The organism is Roseibium sp. (assembly GCF_039982295.1).
GTDB lineage: Bacteria > Pseudomonadota > Alphaproteobacteria > Rhizobiales > Stappiaceae > Roseibium.
In genome coordinates, this window is record NZ_JBDWYP010000045.1 from 64,977 (window position 1) to 78,533 (window position 13,557).

General features: G+C 56.6%; 13 protein-coding genes. 9 read left to right on the top strand and 4 right to left on the bottom strand.

What is annotated here, in order from left to right; translation table 11 throughout:
* Positions 1-46: 46 nt before the first annotated feature.
* The 6 genes from fliF (at position 47) to flhA (ending at position 7,334) form a co-directional block, all read left to right on the top strand.
* A complete protein-coding gene (gene fliF, locus ABJZ52_RS08635; RefSeq protein ID WP_348192174.1) occupies positions 47-1,609 on the top strand; it encodes a flagellar basal-body MS-ring/collar protein FliF in 1,563 nt (520 codons plus the stop codon).
* Positions 1,610-1,611: 2 nt separating this feature from the next.
* A complete protein-coding gene (gene fliG / locus ABJZ52_RS08640; protein WP_348192177.1) occupies positions 1,612-2,661 on the top strand; it encodes a flagellar motor switch protein FliG in 1,050 nt (349 codons plus the stop codon).
* 24 nt (positions 2,662-2,685) lie between these two features.
* Complete coding sequence (locus ABJZ52_RS08645; RefSeq protein ID WP_348200133.1) at positions 2,686-3,393, top strand: FliH/SctL family protein; 708 nt, start codon at positions 2,686-2,688, stop codon at positions 3,391-3,393.
* Complete coding sequence (fliN, locus tag ABJZ52_RS08650) at positions 3,390-3,728, top strand: flagellar motor switch protein FliN (RefSeq protein WP_348200134.1); 339 nt, start codon at positions 3,390-3,392, stop codon at positions 3,726-3,728. The genes ABJZ52_RS08645 and fliN overlap by 4 nt, the downstream gene beginning before the upstream one ends.
* A gap of 16 nt (positions 3,729-3,744) precedes the next feature.
* The gene (locus ABJZ52_RS08655; protein ID WP_348191999.1) at positions 3,745-5,103 is read left to right on the top strand and encodes a sigma-54 dependent transcriptional regulator; all 1,359 of its coding nucleotides are present in this window, start codon (positions 3,745-3,747) and stop codon (positions 5,101-5,103) included.
* A 149-nt stretch (positions 5,104-5,252) separates the two neighbouring features.
* Positions 5,253-7,334, top strand: a complete 2,082-nt coding sequence (flhA, locus tag ABJZ52_RS08660; RefSeq protein ID WP_348192005.1) for a flagellar biosynthesis protein FlhA — start codon at positions 5,253-5,255, stop codon at positions 7,332-7,334.
* Between the two features lie 32 nt (positions 7,335-7,366).
* Here the strand turns inward: flhA and ABJZ52_RS08665 are convergent, their stop codons facing one another.
* The gene (locus ABJZ52_RS08665; RefSeq protein WP_348191996.1) at positions 7,367-7,636 is read right to left on the bottom strand and encodes a flagellar biosynthesis protein; all 270 of its coding nucleotides are present in this window, start codon (positions 7,634-7,636) and stop codon (positions 7,367-7,369) included.
* A gap of 143 nt (positions 7,637-7,779) precedes the next feature.
* On the opposite strand from ABJZ52_RS08665, the gene ABJZ52_RS08670 reads away from it, so the two are divergent.
* On the top strand, positions 7,780-8,397 hold the full coding sequence (locus ABJZ52_RS08670; RefSeq protein WP_348191993.1) for a GNAT family N-acetyltransferase: 618 nt from the start codon (positions 7,780-7,782) through the stop codon (positions 8,395-8,397).
* A gap of 26 nt (positions 8,398-8,423) precedes the next feature.
* Here the strand turns inward: ABJZ52_RS08670 and mtnA are convergent, their stop codons facing one another.
* A complete protein-coding gene (gene mtnA, locus ABJZ52_RS08675; RefSeq protein WP_348191990.1) occupies positions 8,424-9,524 on the bottom strand; it encodes an S-methyl-5-thioribose-1-phosphate isomerase in 1,101 nt (366 codons plus the stop codon).
* A gap of 249 nt (positions 9,525-9,773) precedes the next feature.
* Here mtnA and ABJZ52_RS08680 point away from each other — a divergent pair, with 249 nt between their 5' ends.
* Positions 9,774-10,358 (top strand): hypothetical protein, encoded by a 585-nt coding sequence (locus tag ABJZ52_RS08680; protein WP_348188812.1) that lies wholly within the window; start codon positions 9,774-9,776, stop codon positions 10,356-10,358.
* 34 nt (positions 10,359-10,392) lie between these two features.
* Here ABJZ52_RS08680 and ABJZ52_RS08685 read toward each other — a convergent pair whose 3' ends face one another.
* Positions 10,393-11,313: a metallophosphoesterase gene (locus tag ABJZ52_RS08685; protein ID WP_348188814.1), complete on the bottom strand. Its 921-nt coding sequence runs from the start codon at positions 11,311-11,313 to the stop codon at positions 10,393-10,395.
* Positions 11,314-11,741: 428 nt separating this feature from the next.
* Here ABJZ52_RS08685 and ABJZ52_RS08690 point away from each other — a divergent pair, with 428 nt between their 5' ends.
* The gene (locus ABJZ52_RS08690) at positions 11,742-12,233 is read left to right on the top strand and encodes an NUDIX domain-containing protein (RefSeq protein WP_348188816.1); all 492 of its coding nucleotides are present in this window, start codon (positions 11,742-11,744) and stop codon (positions 12,231-12,233) included.
* Between the two features lie 3 nt (positions 12,234-12,236).
* On the opposite strand, the gene ABJZ52_RS08695 is transcribed toward ABJZ52_RS08690, so the two are convergent.
* Positions 12,237-13,211, bottom strand: a complete 975-nt coding sequence (locus ABJZ52_RS08695) for a glutathione S-transferase family protein (protein ID WP_348191985.1) — start codon at positions 13,209-13,211, stop codon at positions 12,237-12,239.
* Positions 13,212-13,557 lie beyond the last annotated feature (346 nt).

Sequence of the window (13,557 nt, forward strand, 5' to 3'; positions counted from 1 at the left end):
GCTTATCGAATTTATCAGGACGCTTGGTCCAACCAGGATTGCGGCGATGGGCGCAGTCGCTGCCATTCTGGTCGGCGTCTTTGCTTTCATTATCTTCCGCGTCACGGCTCCACAGATGACGCAGCTTTATTCCGATCTGACGCTTGAGGATTCCGGAGCAATCGTCAATCAGCTCGAATCGCTTGGTGTGCAGTACGAACTGAAACGAGATGGCAGCACCATTCTGGTGCCTGGTGAGCAGGTCGCTCGGTTGCGGATGAGGCTTGCCGAGGACGGTCTGCCGACGGGCGGGTCGATCGGTTACGAGATTTTCGACAGAACCGACACGCTTGGGGCGACAAGTTTCGTTCAGAATATCAACAAGCTTCGAGCCATCGAGGGCGAGCTTTCCCGTACCATTGCATCTATCGACCGGATCAATGCGGCCAGGGTGCATCTGGTTATTCCCGAGCGGCAGCTGTTTCAACGGGATCGTCGTCCGCCTTCCGCATCGATCGTCTTGAATGTTCGCGGTTCTCTCGGAACGGGCGAGATCAGGGCCGTCCAGCATCTTGTCGCGACCGCTGTTGACGGTCTTAGCCCCGAGCGTGTTTCGATCGTTGATGAAACGGGGCGCCTCCTCGCGTCAGGGGCGGACAGCGATGAAGACGGGGTGGTCTCAACCTCGCTGCAGGAGCGCGTCGTTGCAGTGGAGTCTCGTCTGCGCAATCAGATCGAGGAAATTCTAAACAGTGTCGTCGGCCCGGGACGTGCTCGTGTGCGTGTCGCTGCTGATGTGGATTTCAATCGCACCACGGAGACCACCGAAACTTTCGATCCTGAAGGACAGGTTGTTCGTTCGACGCAGACGAAGGAAGAGGCCTCCAGCAGTGTTAGCGGTCAGGACGAGGTGACCGTCGGCAATGAGTTGCCGAATGGCGGAGAAGGCAACGGCGAAAACGGCGACAGGGACGACTCCAGTTTGACCGAAGAGATCGTCAACTACGAGATCTCAAAGTCGACACGCACTGAAATCGTTGAAGCGGGCCGGATCAAGAGGTTGTCTGTAGCTGTTCTTGTGGATGGTCTCTACGAGCCAAATGAAGACGGTGACGTCACCTATTCCCCGCGCGCCCAGGAAACGCTCGACCGGATTGCGGTTCTTGTTCGCTCTGCAGTTGGCTTCGACGAGACTCGCGGCGATGTGGTCGAAGTCGTAAATCTCCAGTTCGCGATGGCTCCCCAGGGCGATCTGATGGCTGAAGGCGATGGTCTTTTCGAATTTACCCGACAAGACATTATGCGGTTCGCGGAGCTTGGGGTCTTGCTGCTTATTTCTCTGCTGTTGCTGCTCTTCGTCGTACGCCCGCTGCTCCGGCGGATCGTGACGCCGGAGGAAAAGACCCCGCAGGAGCTGGTGATTGGTCCGGACGGTATGTTGGTGGCTGAGACCGAAGTGCCTGCCGATGCGGCTGACGATGATGATGAGTTCCGGATCGAATGGCTTGAAGAGGCAAAAGCCGAAGGAGCGCTCCAGGCGAGCTCCATTCAGAAAGTCGGCGAGATGATTGAAGAGTATCCAACAGAAGCGGTCACCATTGTTCGCGGTTGGCTGGATGAGGCAGCTTAAGAATGGCGGGTGACTCCCTTCAGCAACATCTGGCCGTCAGCGCGGACTCTGAAGATCGCGATCTTAAAGGGGCCGAGCGTGCAGCTGTTCTTCTGCTGGCTTTGGGCGAGAAGCATGGCAAGCCGATCTGGGACAAACTTGATGAGATCGAAGTTCGTCAAGTGTCCGCCGCGATGGCAAATCTCGGGCCTGTTACACCGAGTATGCTGGAGGCCCTGTTCGTCGACTTCGTTCGGAAGATCACATCCAAGGGCTCTTTGACGGGCAATGTCGATGCGACGGAGAGGCTCTTGGGGTCCTTCCTGTCCGGCGACCGTGTCGACATCATCATGGAAGAAATCCGCGGCCCTGCTGGCCGCAATATGTGGGAGAAACTGTCGAACGTTCAGGAGAACGTTCTGGCCAACTATCTCAAGAACGAATACCCTCAAACCGTTGCGGTCGTATTGTCCAAGATCAATTCAGATCATGCTGCGCGCGTTCTGGGTATCTTGCCGGAAGAGCTGGCCCTTGAGGTTGTAAGCCGCATGCTCAGGATGGATGCCGTCCAGAAGGACGTTCTGGAGAAGGTCGAGCAGACGCTCCGTGTTGAATTCATGTCCAACCTGACCAACACCTCGCGGCGAGACAGTCACGAGATGATGGCCGACATCTTCAACAACTTCGACCGGCAGACCGAAGCCCGCTTCCTCGCGGCGCTTGAGGAAGAAAACCGCGAAGCAGCAGATCGCATCAAGACCTTGATGTTCACGTTCGACGATCTGTTGAAGCTGGATGCCGCGAGTTGTCAGACGTTGCTCCGCAGTGTCGAAAAAGATCGCCTCGCGATTGCTCTCAAGGGCTCCACGGACGCGGCGAGAGAGTTCTTCTTCGGCAACATGTCTTCGCGTGCAGCCAAGTTGCTGGAAGACGATATGGAGGCGCTTGGTCCGGTTCGCCTTCGTGATGTCGATGAAGCTCAAACCGGCATGGTGAATACGGCCAAGGATCTCGCGGCCAAGGGCGAGATCATGATCTCCAAGTCGAAGAGCGATGACGAGATCATCTACTAACGCAGGAAAGCAACACTTCAGAGTATGGGTAGAATGACGAACCCGGCGAAATTCCTGTTTGATGTCGATTTTTCGGAACCGGAGGAGCCAATTGTGGAAGCTCCTGTGGAGCCCGAAATCCCGATGATCCCTGTGGCCGAGCACGAGTCGTTGCTTGCGGCGGCGCGCAAGGTCGCGTTTGAAGAAGGACGTGCCGAGGCGCTCAAGGATCTGACAGGTACGCAGGAGAAGCTTCTGACGGACGAGGTTCAGCGCTTGGTGCAGGTCTGTACGAATGTGCTGACTCAGCTCGATGAGGAGCAGGCGAAACAGGAAAAGGACGCTGTGAGTCTTGCGTTTCTTGTCGCCAGACGGCTCTGCGCCCACCTGCTGGCACGGCAGCCGCTGGCGGAAACTGTGGCGCTTGTTTCGGAGTGTCTCGGGCCGCTTCGCCGGGCGCCGCATCTTGTGATCCGAGTCGCCGAAAAGGATGTCGAGGCGCTCAAGAAGAGAGTCGATCCAATCGTTCATGAAAAAGGTTTTGACGGTCGTCTCGTCATCTTGGGCGAGGCTGACATGCCAAGGGGTGACTGCCATATCGAATGGGCTGACGGTGGCATCTTGAGAGATCGCAAGGCGCTAGAGAAGCAAATCGATGGCAGCATTCGCAACTATCTTCAAGCTCGTTCAAACAAGGCGAGCAAGACGCAGGAAGCCTCTGACGTGGCGGCTGCAAAGGAAGCTGACGCATGAGTGACGAACAAGATACCGGCATTCCACTTGATGAACTCGAAGCTCCCGTTCGAGGCGAGACAGAAGGCAATGAGGGGCCCATTCCTCAGTCTGCAGGTGATCTGGAGGCTGTGTTTGATGTCCCGGTTCGAATTTCAGCTGTTCTCGGCCATTCGAAAATGCACGTTTCCGACCTTCTCAAGCTGGCTTCAGGCACTGTTCTGGAGCTTGACCGGAAAGTTGGTGAGGCGATTGATATCTACGTAAATGATCGGCTTGTTGCACGTGGTGAGGTTGTGCTTGTGGAAGACAAGCTCGGCGTGACCATGACAGAAATCATCAAGACTGATCGCTAAGGAATAGGAACGGGTCATGAGACTGCTGATTGTTGGCACCCTCGGAGGTCAGCTTACCGTTGCAAGCCAGATTGCGATGCAACGCGGTGCGAAGGTCATGCAGGCTGACGACATCGAAAGCGCCATGAAGGTGCTCCGTTCCGGCCAGGGCGCCGATCTGCTTATGGTCGATGTCGGGCTCGATATTGCCGGCATGCTGACAAAGCTTCAAAGTGAGCGGGTTCACGTCCCGATTGTTGCTTGTGGCGTGGAAACGGACGCGCAGGCGGCTGTCTCTGCCATTCGGGCTGGTGCCAAGGAGTATATTCCATTACCGCCGGATCCGGAGATGATTGCTGCTGTTCTGGCAGCCGTCGCCCAGGAGCGTGGAGATCTGATCTACCGCGATGACGCCATGGCATCCGTGGTTCGTCTGGCCGAGCAGGTGGCGCCATCAGACGCATCGGTTCTGATCACCGGCGAGTCCGGCACTGGTAAGGAAGTCATTGCGCGCCACGTCCACAAGTCGTCCAATCGCGCCAGCAAGCCGTTTATCTCGATCAACTGTGCGGCTATTCCGGAGCATCTGCTTGAGTCCGAGCTTTTTGGTCACGAAAAGGGTGCTTTCACCGGTGCCGTTGCACGACGGATAGGGAAGTTTGAAGAAGCCGATGGTGGTACACTTCTCCTTGACGAGATCTCGGAGATGGATGTCCGCCTTCAGGCGAAGCTCCTGCGTGCCATTCAGGAGCGTGTCATTGACCGGGTTGGTGGTACACGGCCTGTGCCAGTGGACATTCGGATCCTTGCGACCTCCAACCGGGACCTCGCCGAGAGCGTAAGACAAGGTTCTTTTCGGGAGGATTTGCTGTTTCGGTTGAATGTCGTGAATCTCAAGTTGCCGCCTTTGCGAGAGCGTCCAGCGGACATCTTTGAGTTGGCGAAATTCTTCGTCGATCACTACGCTCAGGCCAATGGTGTGCCCGCGAGGCCCTTGTCCGTAGAGGCTCGTCAGGCCCTTTCGGTCAATCCCTGGCCCGGGAACGTGCGTGAGCTGGAAAACACCATGCACCGTGCCGTCCTACTTGCGCAGGGCGAGGAAATCGGTGCGGAAGCGATCCGCATGCCGGACGGCAGTCCAATTTCGGTGAGCAAGGGACCTGCCGAGCGAGCTGCGTTCACAGCCGAGGCGGTTTCTCGAAATTTTGTCGGCCGGACGGTGTCTGATGTGGAGCGGGATTTGATCCTCGACACGCTGGATCATTGCCTTGGCAACAGAACACATGCTGCAAAGATCTTGGGAATTTCGATCCGGACGCTGCGCAACAAGCTGAATCAATATACGGATGAGGGGGTACGCGTTCCCGGACCGGGCGAAGCCCGTCCGGCAATGTGAGGGCGATAGGGCTGTTTGTGAAACGAGACGCCGCAAATGATAAACGCGGTCAGGGGCAATAGATGTCGGATACGGCGGCGGGGAATAATCAGCAGGTGAGTGAAGTGCCTGCCACGGGTGCGCCCGCTCAGGCGAGCACTGCGCCAGCCATGCCGTCGCTCGCAGAAATCATCTCAGTTCTGAAACGGGGTGACACGGGCCTTGCTGTTGGCGTGCTCGTAATTTTGACCCTCATGATCCTGCCAATGCCGCCGGTCATGCTGGATCTGTTCCTGGCAATCTCGATTATCTTTTCTGTTCTGGTCCTGATGACCAGCCTGTTCATTCAAAAGCCGCTTGAGTTCTCGTCTTTTCCTACGGTGCTATTGATCGCAACCATGTTGCGGCTCGGCCTGAACATTTCCTCCACCCGCCTGATCCTTGCCAACGGACACGAGGGGACATCAGCAGCCGGCAATGTCATCCAGTCCTTCGGCAATCTGGTCATGGGTGGTAACTTTGTCATCGGCATCATCGTGTTTGCGATCCTCGTGATCGTGAATTTCATCGTTATTACAAAAGGTTCTGGCCGTATCGCTGAAGTTGCGGCACGTTTCACTCTTGATGCGATGCCCGGCAAGCAAATGGCAATCGACGCCGACTTGTCCGCCGGTCTGATCGATGAGACCGAAGCCCGGACACGGCGCCGGACACTTGAAGATGAAAGTTCGTTTTTCGGCGCCATGGATGGTGCTTCCAAGTTCGTTCGCGGCGATGCAATTGCAGGCCTGCTGATCACCTTTATCAATATTCTGGGCGGGATCTTTATCGGCGTTGCGCAGATGGAACTCTCTTTCTCGGAGGCCGCAAACAACTACACTTTGCTGACGATCGGCGATGGACTGGTTTCCCAGATTCCGGCCCTGATCGTTTCCACAGCTGCGGGTTTGCTCGTGTCCAAAGCTGGGGTGCAGGGCGCTGCAGACAAGGCGCTGGCGAGCCAGTTCACCGGCTACCCCAAGGCGCTGGGCATGTCTGCCGCGGTGATGATCATTCTGTCTTTCATGCCAGGCATGCCTATGGTGCCATTTCTGGGGCTTGCCGGCGTGGCGGGATGGCTGGCCTACAGCACCACAACGAAGAAGAAGGCTGCGGCCGCCGTCGTCGAGAAGAAGAAGGCCGTTGAGGCTGCGCCAAAGCCACCGCCCGAGCCACCGATCACGGATGCGCTCAAGATGGACGAGCTGCGCATCGAGCTTGGTTATGCATTGTTGCCACTGATCAATGGCAAGGACCAAAGTGGCGGCGACCAGCTGACGGAGCAGATCAAGGCCTTGCGCCGACAGATCGCAGGCGACATGGGTGTGATCATGCCGCCGGTTCGAATTCTGGACAATATCCAGCTTGGGGCCAACGACTACGTCATCAAAGTGAAGGAAGTCGAGGCCGGGCGTGGGCTCCTATATCCCAACCACTTCATGGTCATGGACCCGTCTGGCGGACAGGTTAAGTTGCCGGGCACCCATACGACAGAGCCGACCTTCGGCCTTCCTGCCACCTGGGTGGAAAGCCAGTACCGTGAGGATGCGTCCTTGCGCGGGTATACCGTTGTTGATCCGGCGACGGTTCTTTCGACCCATTTGACGGAGACCATCAAGGGCAACGTCAGCGAGCTTCTCACCTACGGAGATGTTCAGAAGCTTCTCAAGGAACTGCAGGGTGAGCAGGCCAAGCTGGTCGATGACCTGATTCCATCTCAGGTTACGGTTTCCGGGATCCAGCGCGTGCTCCAGACGCTGCTCGGCGAGCGCGTTTCCGTGCGCGACCTCGGAACAATTCTGGAAGGTGTTTCCGAAGCGACCGGCATGACGCGAAACACCAACACGATCGCAGAGCACGTGCGCAGCCGGTTGGGCCGGCAAATCTGTGCAGCGAATCTGGCGCCCGGTGGCTATCTGCCTCTCGTCGCGCTTTCGCCCCAATGGGAACAAGCCTTTATTGAGGCGATTGTTGGCGAAGGTGATGAACGGCAACTCGCCATGCAGCCCAGCAAGCTACAGGAGTTCGTCGGCAAGGTGCGCGATGCATTTGAAGCCGCTGCCCAGCAGGGTGAAGTCCCCGTGCTCTTGACGTCGCCGCAAACGAGACCCTTCGTGCGATCCATTGTCGAACGTTTCCGCGCTCATACGACTGTCATGAGCCAGAGTGAGGTTCATCCAAGGGTCAAGCTGAAGACGATCGGATCTATCTGATCTCTGGGGTGAAGCCGCTACGAACGTGCATTTCAAATGAGCATATTGACCCGCGACATGACGGTCGTGGAGCTGGCATATGGACCTGCCGCGCCCTGATTTTGTAACGTTAAGGACGTGGCGGCTTGAGTTGCCTGAGTGTTGACTATGGTGAAGTTGTTGGCGATCGAGCGCAGTTGGCTGGCATGCTCTTTTGCTGCGGCTCTTTTGGCCTTCCAAGACTCATTGTAGTCGGACCAGGTCGATTTCCTGGTCGAACTCGAGTTGTAGTCACGTTGAACGTAGTTCCCAGTCTTGGGCATCGTTGCATCTCTCCTCGATACAATCCCGACCTTGACAAAACAGCGTTAACCAACCGTTAAGACGATGCTTTTTGCGAAAATGCTTGGTGCACAAAGGGCCAGCTGCTAAGGGCTGTTGGCGAGATCGGAAATGGAGAATTGTCATGTCGGAGCTGGTGCTTGACCTGAATGGCTACACGGACCTGCCGGCGGGGAAAATCGCCTATGTCGTGACTTTTCTCGAGATGACAAAGCCGGTGCCCGTGAACCTGTCTGCGCCCGCTGCGCATCCCAACGTGCAGCTTGAACGCTGGACAGCCCCCGACCCGGAAAGTTTCCGGGACCTGTTCAGAGAAATCGGTGAAGACTGGCTGTGGTTCTCGCGGTTGGTCATTCCCGAGAGCCAGCTCAAGTCCATGCTGAACGACCCTTTGCGTGAGATTTATGTTCCAGTTGTGGATGGCAAACGTTCCGGGCTGCTAGAGCTGAATTACCAGGATCCTGTAAGTCCGGAAATTTCCTATTTCGGTCTCGTGCCGACGGCGACGGGTGGTGGCATGGGGCGATGGCTGATGGCAAATGCAGTCAGCATGGCTTGGGCTCGCCCAGAAACCACACGCCTATGGCTTCATACCTGCACGGGAGACAGTCCGCAGGCGATCCACTTTTATCAGGCCTGTGGCTTCAAGCCCTACAAGCGGGCCATCGAAGTCTGTGACGATCCGCGGCGCACAGGCCATCTGTCGCGCGAAAAGGCCCGGCACGTCCCTGTTATCGAGTAGGCGAGCAAGCCTTCCTGTCGCGGCGTTTAGGCTGAAATCCTGTCCGGGAAAGCCGTCGCGATGGCTTTGCCATTTGCTTCAATAACACCTCGCTCCGTGATGAGGCCTGTGACCAGTCGTGCGGGGGTGACATCGAAGGCCGGATTTGCCACGTCGGAACCACTGGCGACAATCTCGATGGTTTCGACGCTTCCGGCGGATGTCCGCCCGGTCATTGTTCTGACCTCATCGCCGCTTCGTTCCTCGATCGGGATCTGTTGCAGTCCGTCTGTCAACGTGAAATCGATCGTTGGGGAGGGGAGCGCAACATAAAATGGAACGCCGCAGTCCTTGGCAGCCAGGGCTTTCAGATAGGTCCCGATCTTGTTGCAGACGTCGCCCGTTGCCGTGGTTCGGTCGGTTCCGACGATGACGAGATCGACCTCACCCTGCTGCATGAGATGGCCTCCGGCATTGTCGGCTATGACCGTATGGGGAACACCGTGTTTGCCAAGTTCCCAGGCCGTGAGAAATGCGCCTTGGTTCCTCGGGCGGGTTTCGTCAACCCAGACATGAAGGGGCACGCCGCCGTCGTGAGACATGTAGATGGGAGCAGTTGCGGTCCCCAGATCCACGGTTGCAAGCCATCCGGCATTGCAATGGGTCAGGATGTTGACTCGTTCTCCGGCTTTCTTCGTTCGGGCGATGTTGGCGATGATTTCCGCACCGTGAAGGCCGATGGCCATATTGGTCGCAATATCCTCATCGCAGACCTGGTTGGCCAGCGTATAGGCTGCTGCCGCCCGCTCTTCAGGATGGAGGGGCAAAAGCGCCTTGCGCATCAAGTCCAGTGCCCATCTGAGATTGACCGCAGTCGGACGGGTCTCAAGAAGGGTCGAACAGGCATCCATCAGCGCTGCGTCAGATGCATCTGCGCGGAGCGCGAGACAGATGCCGTAGGCAGCGGTTGCGCCAATCAGAGGCGCTCCGCGAACCTGCATGGAGCGAATGGCATGAGCTGCATCTTGCAGGCTTTCCAGCCTTGCTGTTTCGAATGAATGCGGAAAACGTGTCTGGTCGATGATTTCAACCGCCCAGCCATCTTCGGCGAGCCAGATTGTGCGGTATTTCTGACCATCTACATTCATTTCGTGGTGCCTCCCGTCTGGTGCCGACTTGCCAGGAACTCTTCCTGAGTAACGGAACCCTCCCGCTACGGCCAGTCTTGCATCTCTGGTATTAGAGACCAAAATAGCTTAATAATCGTTAACCATTTCCGCTGGAATGCCGGTGGATGAAGAAGGCGGGTCAACGCTGGGCGCTTTCGCCTTGGTAAGAATTGCTTAAGAATGTTCTCGATTGAGAGATTTTAATGGTTAGATGGAGCCGGACGGCCGATGTCTGAAGTGCAGGATAACGTGGTGCCCCACACTCGGGTGCGATCTCTTCGGGAGGCGATCCGCAAGGTTCAGCTTGGCGAAGTTGAACGTTCGGATGTGGTGATCGAGCTGCAGGATACCGAACGCGCCCGGCTGGAGCTTCTTGGCGAGGAAATGAAAGACGTCTTCAAGGAGATTCCGGAAGACGATGATCAATTCTCCCTGCAAATCGTTGCAGGTTCTACACCGCGGTTCTGGATTGATGTCACCAGTCACGTCGTTGTCGGATCTGACCGCAAGACCTACCGCTTCTTGAAAGACACCCGGCTTGGGCGCGTTGTCGTGCTTGAAACGGCTGAAATCGACGATATGGCGGACTGTCTGACCGAATATATCGCCGAGCGGATCCTGGAGCGCGAGAAGGCTTTGGAAGGGGATTGGCTGAACAACCGCCTGCGCCAGGTCGCTGTTGAGGGCATGACTTCGACAAAACCTCGGAAAACTTGGCATCCGATTCCGGTGTTTATTTTGGCATTTGCCATCGGACTATTTGCCGGAATCGGCAGTCTCGTTGCCTACGCCTGGTTTGCGAACCCGCTTTGAGGCATGCCTCACCAGCAACACTCCAGACGCTCTCTTAGCAGGCCGGGATAGACAGACTGCCTTCCGCGATTGTGGAAATGGGCTCGCCCTTTTCGGTGAAGCCCCGTTCTTCCAAATCGCACTGCCATTGCCCGCTCTTCCGTGAAATCGAAAAGAGATTGTAGCGAGCACCCGGTTTCTTGCCGCCAGGTGCGCTCGTTGCAGATGGTACTCCGATAACCGGGACGGGACCGCAGGGTCCCTCTATTTCTGCCCTGCTGTCGATGTGTGTGTGACCGTGGAGGACGAGTTCTGCACCTGCCTGCTTGACCACAGCGCGGACGCGGGATGCGTCCGAGAGGCGCTTGTGCCAGTGCGTTGCCTTCTGGAAGGGCGGGTGATGAATCATGATCACCCTGAACAACTCCCTGCGGCCCAGGTCTTCCAGGGTCGAGCGCAGACGTTTCGCTTGCGTGCTGCCAACGCGGCCTGTCGCGAACCATGGGGCTGTCGCTCTGGCGGTCGAAACGCCAACGAGTGCTACATTTTCGCGGATGCGGACGTAAGGAAAGCCTGCCTCATCATCTTTGGTTGAGGCAAGGTTGCTGTCATCGCCCACCATATAGTCAAGCCATTCGGCGCGCGCCTTCTTGAGCGCCCCGGGGACATAAGCGTCATGGTTGCCCGGAACCACCGAGACGTGGTCACCGTTGCCGAGCTCTTCAAGCCAGGTGCGGGCGCCGATGATTTCCAAGGGGAGGGCGATGTTGACCAAATCGCCGGTGACCGCGATGTGGTCCGGGGCGTGGGCCTTTATATCGGAGACCAAGCGTTCCAGATGGTTCCCGGTCATGGAGCCGGAGCGATTCCGTTTCCAGTTCAGATACCCGAGAATACGCTTGGAAAAGAGCTGTAGCAGCTTTGGATCTGGCAGAGGCCCAAGATGGGGGTCAGACAGATGGGCAAGTTTCAGCATCGTAGGGTATCTCCAAGACAAAAGGCGCTGCGTCAAGTGATAACGCTGCGCCCGTCAATTGGCGACACCCTCTGCATACGAATATGCGGGGTAGATCAGTTGCCTGCAAAAGTTGTCAGAGCAGCGGCAATACGCGGGTTGCTCAGATCAACAGCTGGCTTCCAATGGTAAGCAGCGCGACGACGACGACGGTTTGAAAAATAGGCACGAAGCATGATCTGTACTCTCGGTTGGCTTCCGTCGGCCTGTGGCTGGCGGCAATGCTGTTGCATCATTTTTGTTCACTGTGCGCAATACATATGCATTTTTCGAAATTTGAGTAGCGCGATTTTCGCCGGTGCTGCCTTGCGTGTGCCGCATACCTCTTGAAACGCCTTGTTAAACTCTTGTCATCTTGATCAGGTCGCTTTCTGCCGCGATAAGAAGAAATGCTGAAATTTTTCTCTTATTTGCCCAAGAGGCTGACCAAACGCCTCATTCAGGGTCAGGCCCTGTTGCGCAATCCTTATTGCCTTGGCGTCAGGGTGCTGGTTCGGAATACTGATGGTGCGGTTTTGCTTGTGCGCCACAGTTACCTGCCGGGCTGGTACCTGCCTGGTGGCGGCGTAGACAAGGGCGAGACAATGGCGACTGCGGCTGCGCGGGAGCTGGTGGAGGAAGTCGGGATTCGCTGTTCAGCTCCACCGAAGCTGTTGGGCATCTATCTCAACCGTGAAGCTTTTGGCCGCGATCACATCGGGTTCTATGAAGCATTGAGTTGGGTGGAGACCGCTGATTTCATGCAGCCGAACACAGAGATTCTGGAGGCAAGATTCTTTGCCCTGGATCAACTGCCTGAAGACGCCACAGCGGCCACCAGACGCCGTCTGTCCGAACTGGCCAGAGGCGTGCTTGGTGTCGCGGGAGAGGGAGCCTGGTAGTTCTCAGGCCAGCCCGAACAATTGGTTCCGGTTGTGCGGGCGATCAAAGTCCAGATCCGGCCCCACCGGCACTATGCGGGTAGGATTAACGGTCTCCTGTGAACCGTAGTAGTGCTTCTTGATCACATCCATCCTGACAGTCCCGGCGACGCTGGTTGTTTGATAAAGGTCACGCATGTAGTTGGACAGACACGGATAGTCCTCGATCCGGCGGATGTTGCACTTGAAGTGGCCAACATAGACCGCATCAAACCGGATAAGGGTGGTGAAAAGCCGCCAGTCAGCTTCAGTGGCCATGTCGCCAACAAGATACCGCGACTGTGCAAGGCGCTGCTCGAGCAAATCAAGCGTTTCAAACAGAGCCCTGACCGCTTCCTCGTAAGCGTCCTGACTGGTTGCGAAACCTGCCTTGTAGACGCCGTTGTTCACGGTGTCGTAGATCTGGTCATTGATCTCGTCGATCGCCTCACGAAGGTCCTTCGGATAGAAATCAGCCCGCGATCCGGTCAGCCCATCAAATGCGCTGTTGAACATGCGGATGATCTCTGAGGACTCGTTGGAAACGATGGTTTTCGCCTTCTTGTCCCACAAGATCGGGACTGTCGCCCGGCCGCTGTAGTCCGGATCGGCTGCGGTGTAGATCTGCCAGACATAGCTGGCGCCATTGAGAGGATCCGGCTCCGCGAAGGTCCAGCCGTTTTCCAGCATCAAGGGCTCGACCGCTGTGACGCCGATCAGGTCTTCGAGTCCTTTGAGTTGACGGAAAATGAGTGCCCTATGTGCCCAGGGGCAAGCATAGGACACATAGAGATGGTAGCGTCCAGCTTCTGCCATGAAGCCACCGTCACCGCTCGGTCCAGCGCTGCCATCAGGGGTGATCCAATTGCGAAACGAAGACTCATTGCGAACAAAACGGCCTCCGCTGGATTTGGTATCGTACCATTGATCCGTCCATTTGCCGTCGACCAAGAGACCCATGATTTTCTCCTTTGTGCTTCAACCAATCTAGGATGCAATCGGTTCCGAAACAGCGATGTCGCAATAGATACACTGTTCACCGACAATGGACGGTGGTCGGCGTGCGGGAGATGCATTTTTCTGACGAGGCCGAGAAAGTGGCTGGACCTTTCGCATCTTTGCGTGCTATCGGCAGTTTAGTGAGTTCAAAAGAACCGCACATTCAATGAGTAGCAGCTGATGCCAACCGGTTTGACATTGCGACGACGAAGCATCCGACGAGAAAGCTCTCGTCTGTTTTCGCGCGTCTGACCGGCCTTCCCATTGATTTTAAGGACCAGGGTGCCAGCGGACGCGAAGGTTCGTT